12 protein-coding genes are annotated in these 13,947 nt (G+C 73.4%); 7 read left to right on the forward strand and 5 right to left on the reverse strand.

The window, feature by feature from the left end:
- Positions 1–54 precede the first annotated feature (54 nt).
- Positions 55–2,775 (forward strand): DNA polymerase I, encoded by a 2,721-nt coding sequence (polA, locus tag ACIF6F_RS02510; protein ID WP_399940065.1) that lies wholly within the window; start codon positions 55–57, stop codon positions 2,773–2,775.
- 33 nt (positions 2,776–2,808) lie between these two features.
- Here polA and ACIF6F_RS02515 read toward each other — a convergent pair whose 3' ends face one another.
- Positions 2,809–3,663, reverse strand: a complete 855-nt coding sequence (locus tag ACIF6F_RS02515; RefSeq protein WP_399940068.1) for a DUF4184 family protein — start codon at positions 3,661–3,663, stop codon at positions 2,809–2,811.
- Positions 3,664–3,835: 172 nt separating this feature from the next.
- On the opposite strand from ACIF6F_RS02515, the gene ACIF6F_RS02520 reads away from it, so the two are divergent.
- Positions 3,836–3,976, forward strand: coding sequence for an SPW_0924 family protein (locus ACIF6F_RS02520; RefSeq protein WP_399940069.1), 141 nt, complete (start codon positions 3,836–3,838; stop codon positions 3,974–3,976).
- A 15-nt stretch (positions 3,977–3,991) separates the two neighbouring features.
- Entirely contained in the window at positions 3,992–5,002 is a 1,011-nt protein-coding gene (locus ACIF6F_RS02525; protein WP_399940071.1) for a DUF3068 domain-containing protein, read from the forward strand.
- Here ACIF6F_RS02525 and ACIF6F_RS02530 read toward each other — a convergent pair.
- Together ACIF6F_RS02530 and ACIF6F_RS02535 are read right to left on the reverse strand one after the other, a co-directional pair.
- Positions 4,992–7,652 (reverse strand): ATP-dependent RNA helicase, encoded by a 2,661-nt coding sequence (locus tag ACIF6F_RS02530; protein WP_399940073.1) that lies wholly within the window; start codon positions 7,650–7,652, stop codon positions 4,992–4,994. The genes ACIF6F_RS02525 and ACIF6F_RS02530 overlap by 11 nt on opposite strands.
- Before the next feature lie 2 nt (positions 7,653–7,654).
- Positions 7,655–8,506, reverse strand: coding sequence for a class I SAM-dependent methyltransferase (locus ACIF6F_RS02535; RefSeq protein WP_399940076.1), 852 nt, complete (start codon positions 8,504–8,506; stop codon positions 7,655–7,657).
- A gap of 327 nt (positions 8,507–8,833) precedes the next feature.
- On the opposite strand from ACIF6F_RS02535, the gene rpsA reads away from it, so the two are divergent.
- From rpsA to ACIF6F_RS02555, 4 genes are all read left to right on the forward strand, one after another.
- Positions 8,834–10,336 carry a 30S ribosomal protein S1 gene (gene rpsA / locus ACIF6F_RS02540; RefSeq protein ID WP_399940078.1) on the forward strand — a complete coding sequence of 501 codons (1,503 nt, stop codon included), beginning with the start codon at positions 8,834–8,836 and terminating at the stop codon, positions 10,334–10,336.
- Positions 10,337–10,485: 149 nt separating this feature from the next.
- Positions 10,486–11,424 carry a PAC2 family protein gene (locus ACIF6F_RS02545; protein ID WP_399940080.1) on the forward strand — a complete coding sequence of 313 codons (939 nt, stop codon included), beginning with the start codon at positions 10,486–10,488 and terminating at the stop codon, positions 11,422–11,424.
- Between the two features lie 135 nt (positions 11,425–11,559).
- Positions 11,560–12,165, forward strand: coding sequence for a dephospho-CoA kinase (gene coaE, locus ACIF6F_RS02550; RefSeq protein ID WP_399940083.1), 606 nt, complete (start codon positions 11,560–11,562; stop codon positions 12,163–12,165).
- Positions 12,166–12,269: 104 nt separating this feature from the next.
- The gene (locus ACIF6F_RS02555; RefSeq protein WP_399940086.1) at positions 12,270–12,641 is read left to right on the forward strand and encodes a tetratricopeptide repeat protein; all 372 of its coding nucleotides are present in this window, start codon (positions 12,270–12,272) and stop codon (positions 12,639–12,641) included.
- A gap of 81 nt (positions 12,642–12,722) precedes the next feature.
- Here the strand turns inward: ACIF6F_RS02555 and ACIF6F_RS02560 are convergent, their stop codons facing one another.
- The gene (locus ACIF6F_RS02560; protein WP_399940089.1) at positions 12,723–13,007 is read right to left on the reverse strand and encodes a DUF6343 family protein; all 285 of its coding nucleotides are present in this window, start codon (positions 13,005–13,007) and stop codon (positions 12,723–12,725) included.
- 133 nt (positions 13,008–13,140) lie between these two features.
- Positions 13,141–13,788, reverse strand: coding sequence for a hypothetical protein (locus ACIF6F_RS02565; protein ID WP_399940092.1), 648 nt, complete (start codon positions 13,786–13,788; stop codon positions 13,141–13,143).
- Positions 13,789–13,947: the final 159 nt, after the last annotated feature.

Raw genomic sequence — 13,947 nt, forward strand, 5'->3', positions numbered from 1 at the left:
CGCCGGGGGCGGGGAGCGACGGCATTGTCGGTGGGGCCGACTAGGCTCGGGGGCGTGGCAGAGACAGCATCGAAGCAGACCGACCAGACGACAGCGGAGCAGCGCCCGCGCCTGATGCTCATGGACGGGCACTCCCTGGCGTACCGCGCGTTCTTCGCGCTGCCGGCGGAGAACTTCACGACCGCGACCGGCCAGCCGACCAACGCCATCTATGGTTTCGCGTCGATGCTGGCCAACACGCTGCGCGACGAGGCGCCCACGCACTTCGCGGTGGCGTTCGACGTGTCGCGCAAGACGTGGCGTTCGCAGGAGTTCCCCGAGTACAAGGCGAACCGCTCGAAGACCCCGGACGAGTTCAAGGGGCAGGTCGAGCTGATCGGCGAGCTGCTCGACGCGATGGCCGTGCCGCGGTTCGCGGTGGACGGCTTCGAGGCCGACGACGTGATCGCGACGCTGGCGACGCAGGCGGAGGCGGCGGGCTTTGAAGTCCTGATCGTCACGGGCGACCGGGACTCGTTCCAGCTGGTGTCCGAGCACACCACGGTGCTGTACCCGACCAAGGGGGTCTCCGAGCTGACCCGCTTCACCCCGGAGAAGGTCCAGGAGAAGTACGGGCTGACGCCGTCGCAGTACCCGGACTTCGCGGCCCTGCGCGGCGACCCGTCCGACAACCTCCCCGGCATCCCGGGCGTCGGTGAGAAGACCGCCGCGAAGTGGATCAACCAGTTCGGCTCGTTCGCGGAGCTGGTCGAGCGGGCCGAGGAGGTCAAGGGCAAGGCCGGGCAGAACTTCCGGGACCACCTGGAGTCGGTGAAGCTCAACCGCGTGCTGACCGAGATGGTCCGCGACGTGGAGCTGGGCCGCACCCCCGCGGACCTGGAGCGGCTGCCGTACGACCGCAAGGCCGTCACGGGCGTCCTGGACGTCCTGGAGATCCGGAACGCTTCGCTGCGCGAGCGGCTGCTGGCCGTGGACCCGGGTGCCGCCGAGGAGCCGGCGCCGGCGCCGGCCGCCGGGGTCGAGCTGGATGCCAGCGTGCTGGGCGCCGGCGAGCTGGCCCCGTGGCTCGCGGCCCACTCCTCGGCTCCGCTCGGGATCGCGACGGTCGACGCGTGGGGCCTGGGCACCGGCAGCGTCTCCGAGATCGCGCTGGCCGCGGCCGGCGGTGCGGCGGCCTGGTTCGACCCGTCGCGGCTGGACGAGGCCGACGAGCGGGCCTTCGCCGAGTGGATCTCCGACCCGTCCCGGCCGAAGGTCATGCACAACGCCAAGGGCGCCATGCGGGTCTTCCCGGAGCACGGCTGGACCGTGGCCGGCGTCTCCATGGACACCGCGCTCGCCGCGTACCTCGTCAAGCCCGGCCGGCGCTCCTTCGCGCTGGACGTGCTGTCGGTCGAGTACCTGGGCCGGGAGCTCCAGCCGGCCGCCGCGGACGGCCAGCTGGCCTTCGGCGCCGACGAGTCGGCCGAGGCCGAGGCGCTGATGGCGCAGGCCCGTGCCGTGCTCGACCTGGGCGAGGCCTTCGCCGAGAAGCTCGGGCAGGCCGGCGCGGCCGGGCTGCTGCACGACGTGGAGCTCCCGACCTCCGAGCTGCTGGCCCGGATGGAGCGGCACGGCATCGCCGCCGACCGCGACCACCTGGAGGCCATGGAGCGGCAGTTCGCCGACGCCGTGCAGCAGGCCGTCAAGGAGGCCCACGCCACCGTCGGCCACGAGTTCAACCTCGGCTCGCCCAAGCAGCTCCAGGAGGTGTTCTTCGGCGAGCTGGGCCTGCCCAAGACGAAGAAGACCAAGACCGGCTACACCACGGACGCCGACGCGCTGGCCTGGCTGGCGCAGCAGACCGACCACGAACTCCCCGTGATCATGCTGCGGCACCGGGAGCAGGCGCGGCTGCGCTCCACCGTCGAGGGCCTGATCAAGACGATCGCCGCCGACGGCCGGGTGCACACCACCTTCAGCCAGACGGTCGCCGCCACCGGGCGCCTGTCCTCCACCGACCCGAACCTGCAGAACGTGCCGGTGCGCACCGACGAGGGCCGGGCCATCCGCCGCGGCTTCGTCGTCGGCGAGGGCTTCGAGTCGCTGATGACGGCCGACTACAGCCAGATCGAGCTGCGCGTGATGGCGCACCTCTCCGAGGACGAGGGCCTCATCGAGGCCTTCAACTCCGGTGAGGACCTGCACACCACCGTCGCCTCCCAGGTGTTCGGCGTCGAGCGGTCCGCCGTCGACGCCGAGATGCGCCGCAAGATCAAGGCCATGTCGTACGGCCTGGCGTACGGGCTGTCCGCGTTCGGCCTCTCGCAGCAGCTGAACATCGAGCCCGCCGAGGCGCGCGGCCTGATGGACACCTTCTTCGAGCGGTTCGGCGGGGTGCGGGACTACCTCCAGCGCGTGGTCGACGAGGCCCGCGCCACCGGTTACACGGCCACCATGCTGGGCCGCCGCCGCTACCTCCCGGACCTCAACAGCGACAACCGCCAGCGCCGCGAGGCCGCCGAGCGGATGGCGCTGAACGCCCCGATCCAGGGCACCGCGGCCGACATCGTCAAGGTCGCGATGGTCCGGGTGGACCGGGCGCTGGCCGAGGCGGGGCTGAAGTCCCGGCTGCTCCTCCAGGTGCACGACGAAATCGTGCTGGAGATCGCCCCGGGCGAGGCGGCCGCGGCCGAGGAGATCGTCCGGCGGGAGATGGCGGCCGCCGCCGACCTCCGCGCCCCCCTGGACGTGTCGGTCGGCGTGGGCACGGACTGGGAGTCCGCCGCGCACTGACCCGCATCCGGGCCGTGCCGGGCGCCCGTGTCCTCAGCGGTACGAGGACACGGGCGTCCGCGCGTCCGGCCCCGTCGGCGTCCCGTCGCCCCGGTGGCGCAGCCGCACCAGCAGCGCGTACACCGGCAGCGCCAGGAGCAGCCCGGTGCCCGCGCCGAAGCAGATCGTCGGGATGATGTCGAACGGCGAGTGCACCGCGTCGAAGTACGTGAACCAGCGCGCCACCCGCTGCGCGACCCCCGCGGCCACCCCCGCGCCCAGCAGCGCCAGCGCGCCGGCCCGCTCGCCCCGCCCGAGCACCGGCACCGCCGCCGGCGCGGCCCCGCCCGGCATCCGCCGCAGCGCGCCCGCCACGAACCAGGCGAGGACGGCCAGCGCCACCGCGGAACTGCCGTACTGCACGTACAGGTAGAAGGGGAAGCCGGCCACCACCTCGGTCAGCCACGGCAGCGCGTCGGTGCCGAACCGGTCCAGGTGCGTGAAGGCGTCCCACACCACGTGCGTGAGCGAGCCGATCACGGCCGAGACCCAGAACCACAGGACGAGCCGCACCCGCGAGGGTGCCGCCCGCCAGTCCTCGCCCCGCACCAGCCGGTACACCCGGCCCCGTGCCCGGCCCGGCAGCAGTGCCACCAGCGGCTCCCGCAACAGCAGCCACCCCCCGACCAGCACGGCCGTGACCACGGCGTCCAGGGTCAGCACACCCGGCAGCGAGTGGGTGAAGGTGCCGAACCCCATCGCCCCGGGGACCGCGCTCGCCGCGAAGTACGTCATGTCGGGCGCGAACGACCCGGCCACCAGGGCCGAGGCCGACAGCGGCCCCCGCCCCCGGCCCGAGCGGCGGATGCCCGGCAGCACGGCGGCCGCGTGGCTGAGCGTGAACGGCATGGGCCTTCTCCCTCGGTGATCACCGGCCCTTCCAGTATGAGCGCGGGAGGCGTGGCCGGCGGGTTCGCCCGAGGGGTACGACGTTGATCACCGGCCGACGGGTTCTCATCTGCACCCCGCGTTGCTACGGTGCCCCAGCCCTGACGCTGTATCAGATTCCGGAGGCACCGCCATGCGCGCACTCCTCGCCGCCGCCATCGGGCTGGCCGCCGCGCTGGCGCTCGCCCTCGGCGTCGCCGCCGTCGGCTCGCCCGAGGGCACGACCTCGCCGAAACCGCTGCTCACCACCGTGCCCAAGGCCCCCGGACAGTAGGAAGAGGACCCCGTCATGCGACGCAGAGCGAGCCTCGTCCTGCTGGCACTCGCCGTGTTCTGCGCGGCCCTCGCGCCCCTGATGCGCTGGTACCTCTTCCCGCGCCTCGCCAAGATCCCGCCCGGCCAGTACCAGGAGATGGTCCTGGAGGCGAAGCCCGCCACCCTCCTCGACTACGGCACCCTCCAGCCCAGGAAGGTCCCGAAGATCACCATCGTGCAGACCCTCAAGGGCAACGTCGAGCGCTCCCGAGAGATCGAGGCGAGCGCCGGCCGCGACGTCGTCGTCTGGGACTCCCTCTCGCACGTGCTCGGCCCCGACGGCAAGATGGTGTCCCAGATCCCCGAGCGCTACATCTTCGACGCCCACACCCAGGACCCCGTCCACGCCACCGGCGAGATGGTCGACGGCGACCCGGTCAGGCGCGAGGGCGTCGAGTTCAAGTTCCCCTTCTTCACCGAGCCCCGCGACTACCTGTACTTCGACGCGCAGACCCGCACCTCGGCGCCCATCCACTACGTGGGCCCGCGCACGTTCCGCGGCATGGACGTCTACTACTACGAGCAGACGATCCCCTGGACCAAGGTGCCCTTCCCCAAGAAGATGCCGATCCCCGGCATCGACCCGGCGGCGATCGAGTCCGCCATGGGCACCTCCCGCTGGTACACCACCAAGCGCATGTTCTGGGTCGACCCGGTCACCGGCGCGCCGGTCAACGGCGAGGAGGTCCACACCGAGGAGCTGCGCGGCGGCCAGCTCGCCGGCAACGCCCCGGACCAGCGGCTCGTGGTCTTCGACGGGCACGTGAAGATGCGCGAGGACTACATCAGGTACACCGTCGACCTTGTCGCCGAGAACCGGACGAAGGTCCTCATCCTGCACACCTACGCGCCAGCCGGCCTGGCGCTCGGCGGAGCCGGCCTCCTCGCGCTCGCCCTCTGGCTGGAGGCCCGCGCCCGGCGCGGGCGGTGCGAGGACCCCGCCGGGACCCACGGCCGCGCGGGCGAGGGCCTCGTCAGCGCCTGAGGCGGGCGTTGGTGTGCCGGGTGGGCTCGGCCGTCGCCGGGTCCTCCGGCCACGGGTGCTTCGGATAGCGCCCCCGCAGCTCGGCCCGCACCGCGCGGTAGCCCTCGCGCCAGAAGGACGCCAGGTCCGCCGTGACCGCCGCCGGGCGCCCGGCCGGCGACAGCAGGTGCACCAGCACGGGCACCCCCGCCACCCGCGGGGTCTCCGCCAGCCCGAACAGCTCCTGCAACTTCACCGCCAGCACCGGCTGCTCCGGCCCGTAGTCCACCCGGATCCGCGAGCCGCTGGGCACCTCGATCCGCTCCGGGGCCAGTGCGTCCAGCCGCCCGGCCTCCCCGGTCGCCCAGGGCAGCAGCCGGGACAGCGCCTGGCCCGCGTCGATCCGGCCGAGGTCGGCACGCCGCCGGGCCCGGGACAGCTCCGGCTCCAGCCAGTCCTCCGCCCGCTCCAGCAGGGCCCCGTCCGACACGTCGGGCCAGGGCTCCCCGAGGGTGCGGTGCAGGAACGCGAGCCGCTGCCGCAGCGTCCGCGCGTCGTCGGTCCAGCGCAGCAGCGCCGGGCCCTCGGCCCGCAGCCCGTCCAGCAGGGCCGCCCGTACGAGACCCGGATCGGCGTCCCGCAGGGGGCGTACGGTCAGCTCGACCGCGCCCAGCCGGTCCACGCGCCGGGCGACCACGTCCCCGGCCTCCCAGTGCACCTCCTCGCCCGCCGCCGACAGGTGCGCGGCCGCGGTGCGGGCGGTCTCCTCGTCCAGTACGGCCGCCAGCCGCACCCGCGCGTCCGCCGACCCCGCACCGCGGTCGGCCACGGCCACCGCGAGCCAGGGGCTGGTCCGCAGCCGCGAACCCTCCCCGAGGACCGCTCCGGTGCCGGACACCATCAGGTACTGGCCCGCGGTGCGCGCCCGGGCCACCCGCTCGGGGAAGGCCAGCGCCGCCACGAGCCCGGCCACGTGGTCGTCGGCCGCCCCGGCCGGCGCCCCGCCGGCAGCGCGCCCGGCGCCGCCCGCGGACCCCGTCGCGGCGGCAGCCCGCCCGGCGGTGCCCGCCGTGCCCTGCGCCGTCCCGGCCGCGGAACCCGCACCGGCCCCGGCGGACCCGGACCCGGACCCCGACCCGTCCCCGACCGCGGACGCCTCCGCGGTCCTGGCCAGGCGCTTCGCCTCCGCGCGCCAGCGCGCCCCGTACGCGTCGGTGCCGGCGCGGGCCGCGCGCCACGCGGCGGTCAGGTCGTCCCCGTACTCCCGCGGCGGCTCCTCGCTCAGCAGGGCCACCACCTCCGCCACCCGGCGCGCGGACTCCCGCGACCCGCCCAGCTCCGCCGGCCCGTCCAGCAGCGCCCGCGCCAGCCGGGGATGCACCCCGGCCCGGGACATGGCAGTGCCCCGGCGGGTCACCCGGCCCGCCGCGTCGAGGGCGCCGAGAGAGGTGAGAGACGCACGGGCCGCCGCCATCGCCCCGGCCGGCGGCGGGTCGAGCAGCGCCAGGCCGGCCGCCTCGGGATCACCCCAGCACGCCGCCTGGAGCGCGAAGGCGGTCAGGTCGGCCAGCCGGATCTCCGGCGCGGGGAACAGCGGCAGCCGGCCGTGCTCCGCCTCCGCCCAGCAGCGGTACACCCAGCCCGGCGCCTCACGCCCGGCACGCCCCGCGCGCTGGCGGGCCGCCGCCTGCGAGGCCCGTACGGTCGTCAGCGCGCCCAGCCCGCGGGCGTGGTCGACCCGCGGCTCGCGCGCCAGCCCGGAGTCGACCACCACCCGCACGCCCGGCACGGTCAGGGAGGACTCCGCCACGGCGGTCGCCAGGATCACCCGGCGCAGCCCCGCGCCACCGGCCAGCACCGCGTCCTGCACCGCACCCGGCGCCCGGCCGTGCACCTGGAGCACCTCGGCGTCCATCCCGGCCAGCAGCCCCGCCACCCGGGCGATCTCCCCGACCCCGGGCAGGAAGCACAGCAGATCACCGGACCGCTCGGCCAGGGCCCGGCGCACCGTCGCCGCCACGTGCGCCAGCTGCGCCGGGTCCACCCGCATCCCGTGCGGGGGCCGAACCTGCCCGGACGGGGGAGCCCACACCACCTCCACGGGGTACGCGGTACCGGCGGCCTCCACCACCGGCGCGTCCCCCAGCAGCCGCGCCCAGCCGGCGGCGTCGGTGGTCGCCGACGCGGCCACCAGCCGCAGCTCCGGCCGCAGCGCGGCCCGTACGTCCAGCAGGAAGGCGGCGACGGTGTCGGCGTCCAGGTGCCGCTCGTGGCACTCGTCCAGCACCACCACGTCCACGCCGGACAGCTCCTGGTCCCGCTGCAGCCGCTGGAGCAGCACGCCGGTGGTGACCACCTCGACCCGGGTGTCCCGCCCCACCACGCGCTCCCCGCGCACGCTGAAGCCCACCGAGCCGCCCACACCCTCGCCCAGCAGCCAGGCCATCCGGCGGGCCGCCGCGCGGGCCGCGATCCGACGGGGCTCGGCCACCACCACGCGGCGCGGCGCGCCACCCCCCACCAGCCCCGCCAGCACCAGCGGCACCAGCGTGGTCTTGCCGGTCCCCGGCGGCGCGCACAGCACGGCCGTGCCGTGCGCGTCCAGCGCGGCGGTCAGCGCCGGCACGGCCTCCCGGACCGGCAGCGCGTCGAGCGCGTCCCCCCGTACCAAGGTCAGGCCTTCTCGCAGACGAAGACCGCGGTGCCCGGGATCAGGTTGCCGCGCAGCGGGGACCAGCCGCCCCACTCCTGCGTGTTCCAGGCCGGCCACTCGGGCTCCACCAGGTCGACCAGGCGGAACCCGCCCGCCGTGACCTCCCGGACCCGGTCGCCCAGGGTGCGGTGGTGCTCGACGTACACGGCGCGGCCCTGCTCGTCCTGCTCGACGTACGGGGTGCGGTCGAAGTACGAGGCGGAGACGGACAGGCCCTCGGGGCCCGGCTCGTCGGGGAACGCCCAGCGGATCGGGTGGGTGACGGAGAAGACCCAGCGGCCGCCCGGGCGCAGCACCCGGTGTACCTCGCGGAAGACCCTCACCGGGTCCGCCACGAAGGGGACGGCGCCGTACGCGGAGCACGCGAGGTCGAAGGAGCCGTCGCGGAAGGGCAGCGCGCCGGCGTCCGCCTCGACCAGCGGCACCGCGCCGCCGTCGATCCGCAGCGAGTGCTGGAGCTGCCGGTGCGAAAGGTCCAGGGCCACCGGGCGGGCGCCCTGGGCGGCCAGCCAGCGGGAGCACTGGGCCGCGCCGGCGCCGATCTCCAGGACGGCGAGGCCCTTGAGGGAGGAGGCGGGGCCCAGCAGGGCGGCGTCCGCCTCGTCCAGGCCCTCCGGACCCCACACGAAGCGGTCGTCGCCCAGGAAGCCGCCGTGCTCGCTCTGGTACTCGTCCGCGTTCCGGTCCCACCAGCCGCGGCTGGCGCTGCTGCTCTCCGCGTCGTCCGCGTCACGTCGCGTGGCGGCGGCGTCGTCGTATGCGTCACCTTCGGCGTCGTACACGCCTTCGGCGATGTCGTCCTCTTGGTTCATCGGGCCCGTCGTCGTAGTCTTCGCAAACAGCTGGACGGCTTGTCTGCACAGAAGTTGTGCCGGGAGTGCGGTGTTGCGCCCCGGGTGTCCGCCTTCGCGCATTGACCGTGCCCGGCTGCCCCCGTATGCTACAAGTTGCGCTGCGAGCCTGCGCTCCTCAGACCTAGCAGGCTGCGCTCGCATCTGTTGCAACCCCTCGGTTTTCGAGACCCTCCACGTCCGCGTGGATTCAGGGCCTCCTTGGCTGTCCGGCTTACGCAGACGCGACAACGGCTCCCGGCGTAGCAGTACCTACGACTTCATGTCCGTACCGGAGCCCTTTCCCACATGACGAGCAGCACCGAGACCACCGCCACCACTCCGCAGGTTGCGGTCAACGACATCGGTAACGAGGAAGCCTTCCTCGCCGCGATCGACGAGACGATCAAGTACTTCAACGACGGCGACATCGTCGACGGCGTCATCGTGAAGGTCGACCGGGACGAGGTCCTGCTCGACATCGGCTACAAGACCGAAGGCGTCATCCCGAGCCGCGAGCTCTCGATCAAGCACGACGTCGACCCGAACGAGGTCGTCAAGGTCGGCGACGAGATCGAGGCCCTGGTTCTCCAGAAGGAGGACAAGGAAGGCCGCCTGATCCTCTCGAAGAAGCGTGCCCAGTACGAGCGCGCCTGGGGCACCATCGAGAAGATCAAGGAAGAGGACGGCATCGTCACCGGTACCGTCATCGAGGTCGTCAAGGGTGGTCTCATCCTCGACATCGGCCTCCGCGGCTTCCTCCCGGCCTCCCTGGTCGAGATGCGCCGTGTCCGCGACCTCCAGCCCTACGTGGGCAAGGAGCTCGAGGCCAAGATCATCGAGCTGGACAAGAACCGCAACAACGTGGTCCTGTCCCGCCGCGCCTGGCTCGAGCAGACCCAGTCCGAGGTCCGCCAGACGTTCCTCACCACCCTGCAGAAGGGTCAGGTCCGCTCCGGCGTCGTCTCCTCGATCGTCAACTTCGGTGCCTTCGTGGACCTGGGTGGCGTCGACGGCCTGGTCCACGTTTCCGAGCTGTCCTGGAAGCACATCGACCACCCGTCCGAGGTCGTCGAGGTCGGCCAGGAGGTCACCGTCGAGGTTCTCGACGTGGACATGGACCGCGAGCGTGTCTCCCTGTCGCTGAAGGCGACCCAGGAGGACCCGTGGCAGCAGTTCGCCCGTACCCACCAGATCGGCCAGGTCGTCCCGGGTAAGGTCACGAAGCTGGTTCCGTTCGGTGCGTTCGTCCGCGTGGACGAGGGCATCGAGGGTCTGGTCCACATCTCCGAGCTGGCCGAGCGCCACGTGGAGATCCCGGAGCAGGTCGTCCAGGTCAACGACGAGATCTTCGTCAAGGTCATCGACATCGACCTCGAGCGCCGCCGCATCAGCCTCTCGCTGAAGCAGGCCAACGAGTCCTTCGGTGCCGACCCGGCCTCGGTCGAGTTCGACCCGACCCTGTACGGCATGGCCGCGTCCTACGACGACCAGGGCAACTACATCTACCCCGAGGGCTTCGACCCCGAGACCAACGACTGGCTCGAGGGCTTCGAGAAGCAGCGCGAGGAGTGGGAGCGCCAGTACGCCGAGGCGCAGGTCCGCTTCGAGCAGCACCAGGCGCAGGTCATCAAGAGCCGCGAGGCCGACGCCGCTGCCGCCGCCGAGGGTGGCGAGGCCCCGGCCGGCGCCGGTGCCGGTGCCGTCTCCGGTGGTTCGTACTCCTCGGAGTCGGACGACACCGCGGGCGCCCTGGCCTCCGACGAGGCCCTGGCCGCGCTCCGCGAGAAGCTGGCCGGCGGCCAGAGCTGATCGCAGCGCAGCCGCACGGTCGCTGACCGGAAGCTGAAACGGTAAGGCCCGTCCCCTTCGGGGGGCGGGCCTTACCGCCTTTCCGGGGCGGGGAATGGTCACGGCCGCACGGACGTTCTTCGCTGTGAACGCGAGGAGGAGTGGTAACCGTGCTTGATCCGCAGGATTTGTACGAGTGGGACGCCAAGGGCCTGGCGGTGGTCGACCTGGCACTCACGCAGGACTCCGCCGGACTGGTCATGCTCTACCACTTCGACGGGTACATCGACGCCGGTGAGACCGGCGAGCAGATCGTCGAGCGGCTGCTCGACACCCTGCCGCACCAGGTCGTCGCCCGCTTCGACGCCGACCGCCTGGTCGACTACCGCGCCCGCCGCCCGCTGCTCACCTTCCAGCGCGACCGCTGGACCGCCTTCGACGCCCCCGCGCTGGACGTCCGGCTGGTCCAGGACGCCACCGGGGCGCCGTTCCTGCTGCTCTCCGGCCCCGAGCCGGACGTGGAGTGGGAGCGCTTCGCCAAGGCCGTGCAGCAGGTCGTCGAGCGGCTCGGCGTACGGCTCTCCGTGAACTTCCACGGCATCCCCATGGGCGTGCCGCACACCCGCCCGGTCGGCCTCACGCCGCACGGCAACCGCACCGACCTGATGCCGGGCCACACCAGCCCGTTCGACGAGGCCCAGGTGCCCGGCAGCGCGGAGTCCCTGCTGGAGTACCGGCTCTCGCAGGCCGGCCACGACGTCCTGGGCGTCGCCGCGCACGTACCGCATTACATCGCCCGTTCCCCGTACCCGGACGCCGCACTGACCGCCCTGGAGGCGATCACGGCGGCGACCGGTCTGGTGCTGCCGGGCGTCGCGCACGCGCTGCGCACCGAGGCGCACCGGACGCAGACGGAGATCGACCGGCAGATCCGGGAGGGCGACGACGAGCTGGTCGCGCTGGTGCAGGGCCTGGAGCACCAGTACGACGCGGCGGCGGGCGCCGAGACCCGGGGCAACATGATCGCCGAGCCCGCCGAGATCCCGTCGGCGGACGAGATCGGCCGGGAGTTCGAGCGCTTCCTCGCGGAGCGGGAGGGCGACGGCTAGCGGAGGGCGACGGGGTGGATCCGGGGTGTCGCCGGGGTGCCGTCCGGGTGGAACCCGGGGGTTTCTCCGGGGGCGGGCGGGGTTTCCGGTGACCGCCTCTGGGGTGTCCCAGGCCGTCGGTCTAAGCTGCCGCCCATGCTGAAAGTGGGCCTGACGGGCGGAATCGGTGCCGGCAAGAGCGAGGTTTCGCGGCTGCTGGCGGGGTACGGGGCGGTGGTCGTCGACGCGGACCGGATCGCGCGGGAGGTCGTGGAGCCCGGTACGCCCGGTCTGGCGGCGATCGTCGAGGCCTTCGGGGAGTCGGTGCTGGCCCCGGACGGCAGCCTGGACCGGCCGAAGCTCGGTTCCGTGGTCTTCGCCGACCAGGACAGGCTCCGCACGCTCAACGGCATCGTCCACCCGCTGGTCGGGGCCCGTTCCGCGGAGCTGGAGGCCGCCGCGGGGCCCGATGCCATCGTCGTGCACGACGTACCGCTGCTGACGGAGAACGGGCTCGCGCCGCTGTACGACCTGGTGGTCGTGGTGGACGCGTCCCCCGAGACCCAGCTGGCGCGGCTGACCGCGCTGCGGGGGATGGCCGAGGAGGAGGCGCGGGCCCGGATGGCCGCGCAGGCCGACCGGGAGCAGCGGCTGGCCGTGGCTTCGCTGGTGGTCGACAACGACGGGCCGCTGGAGGCCCTGGAGCCGCAGGTCCGCAAGGTGTGGGAGGAGCTGACGGCCCGGGCGGCGGAAAAGGGTTAGATCCGGGTGCGGTCGGGGGCCGTTCCGGGTTCCGTTCGGCTGCTGAGCGGAAATACGCGGGGTGCGGGGGCGTCGTACGCCTCCGCCGAGGGAAGGAAGTGACCGTGTCCGAGGGCCTGCACAGCAGTCCGGCAACCCACGTGATCGACTACCGCGCGGCCGAGCAGCTGCTGGCGGCGCGTGACCCGCGCGGCGCCGTGAGACTCCTCGACTCGGTCATAGCCGCCCACCCCGAGAACACGGCGGCCCGCCTCCTGCGCGCCCGCGCCTTCTTCGCCGCGGCGCAACTGCGGCCGGCGGAGCTGGAGTTCGAACTCGTGCTGGAGCGGGAGCCGGACAACGCCTTCGCGCACTTCGCGCTGGCCCGCACCTGCGAGCGGGCCGGCAAGCACGAGCGGGCCCGTCGGCACTTCCGGCTCGCCGCCGCGCTGGACCCGCAGCCCGAGTACCTGGCGGCGGCGCGCTTCGACGAGTGAGGCCGCCCCGCTCCGGGAGGCCCTGGTGTGGCTCGCGCGCCGGGTGGAGGCCTCTGCTGGCCGGCCGGTGTGTCCGTGGGGTCAGCGGTTGCCGTGGTCGGGCTCGTAGGGCGGGACGTCAGGACCCGGCTGGTAGTGCGGGCCCTGACGGATGTGCCGGACGATCATCGTCAGGTCCACGGCCACCAGGAGCAGCAGCACCCCGCAGGCGGCGGCCCAGCCGGGCCGGCCGGCGAGGGCGAAGGCCACCGTGCCCAGCCCGGCCCAGAGCAGGCCCCACACGCTCAGCCAGAACCGCAGCCGCAGCGGGCTGCGGGCGTTGACCGGCTCGTTTCCGCTCCGCATGGCGGTCGCCTCGCCTCGCATCGCCCTTCACCTCCGACGCTCCTACCCGGTGGGGCGCAGGTCAAGATGGACCGGGCCGGGCGGGAAGGGCGTTTCCGGTGCTCGGGGAGCTCGCGGTGCTCCCGGTGCTGCCGGTGGTCCCGGTGTCTGCCGGTCAGGGATTGAGCTTGTTGACCGCGGTCACCGTCGTCTTCTTGAAGGCGGACACGGGTGCCGTGCTGAGGTCGCCCATCTGGTGCCAGCTGACGACCGTGACGGTGGCGCCGTCCCGCCCGATGCCGAACAGGTGGACGCCGTGCTCGGACTCCGGGACCGCGGTGTGGACGCCGTAGACGTGCGCGCCCTCCTCGACCCGGACCTTGCCGTAGTCGTTCCAGCTCGCGGTGCCGCCGGGCGTCTTGCGCAGCCAGTCGGCGGCGCAGGCCGCGACCCTCTTCTCCAGGGCGGACGCCAGCTTGGCGGCCGCGGTGGAGGAGGCGGCGCGGACCGAGATCTGCTCGGCGCCGGTGTCGTACTCCGTGCCGAACACCCGGTGCCAGGCGCCGGTGGACGGCAGCGTCCGGTCCAGGCAGAACGGCAGGAACTCCGGGAGGCCCTTGGTCACCTTGCCGGTGTACCAGGGGGAGGTGGGGTGCTTCGGGAGGTCCCGGCCGGTGAGGAAGCCGGGTGCGGCGGCCGCGGTGACCGCGGGGGCCGCTGCGGGTGCGCCGGAGGTGTCGGCGAGGGCGGCGGGTCCGGCGAGCCCGGCGGCGGTGGCGATGGCGACGGTCGCCGAGGCGATGGCGACGGAGCGCTTGAGCATGGTGGTTCTCCCCGTTTTCGGTCTGTGTTCGTGCTGCGGAGACAGAGTGCCCCGGGCTCGGGGTGTCTGACGACGGAACGTCGGCGATCCGGGACACTGGAACGGCTGTACGTGCTTTCAGCTGGGGGAACGCCCCTGGCATGGAACGGTTTTGCGGGA

Origin of the sequence: Streptomyces sp. NPDC086023 (assembly GCF_044540325.1) — a bacterium.
In the GTDB taxonomy this organism is placed as follows: Bacteria; Actinomycetota; Actinomycetes; order Streptomycetales; family Streptomycetaceae; genus Streptomyces.

What these genes read in the sequence shown, in the direction of transcription:
- ACIF6F_RS02515 (WP_399940068.1), bottom strand. Translation starts at nt 3,663, where the DNA reads ATGCCGTTCACGCTCAGCCACGCGGCCGCCGTGCTGCCGGGCATCCGC.
- ACIF6F_RS02520 (WP_399940069.1), top strand. Translation starts at nt 3,836, where the DNA reads ATGCGCGCACTCCTCGCCGCCGCCATCGGGCTGGCCGCCGCGCTGGCG.
- ACIF6F_RS02525 (WP_399940071.1), top strand. Translation starts at nt 3,992, where the DNA reads ATGCGACGCAGAGCGAGCCTCGTCCTGCTGGCACTCGCCGTGTTCTGC.
- ACIF6F_RS02535 (WP_399940076.1), bottom strand. Translation starts at nt 8,506, where the DNA reads ATGAACCAAGAGGACGACATCGCCGAAGGCGTGTACGACGCCGAAGGT.
- rpsA (WP_399940078.1), top strand. Translation starts at nt 8,834, where the DNA reads ATGACGAGCAGCACCGAGACCACCGCCACCACTCCGCAGGTTGCGGTC.
- coaE (WP_399940083.1), top strand. Translation starts at nt 11,560, where the DNA reads ATGCTGAAAGTGGGCCTGACGGGCGGAATCGGTGCCGGCAAGAGCGAG.
- ACIF6F_RS02560 (WP_399940089.1), bottom strand. Translation starts at nt 13,007, where the DNA reads ATGCGAGGCGAGGCGACCGCCATGCGGAGCGGAAACGAGCCGGTCAAC.
- ACIF6F_RS02565 (WP_399940092.1), bottom strand. Translation starts at nt 13,788, where the DNA reads ATGCTCAAGCGCTCCGTCGCCATCGCCTCGGCGACCGTCGCCATCGCC.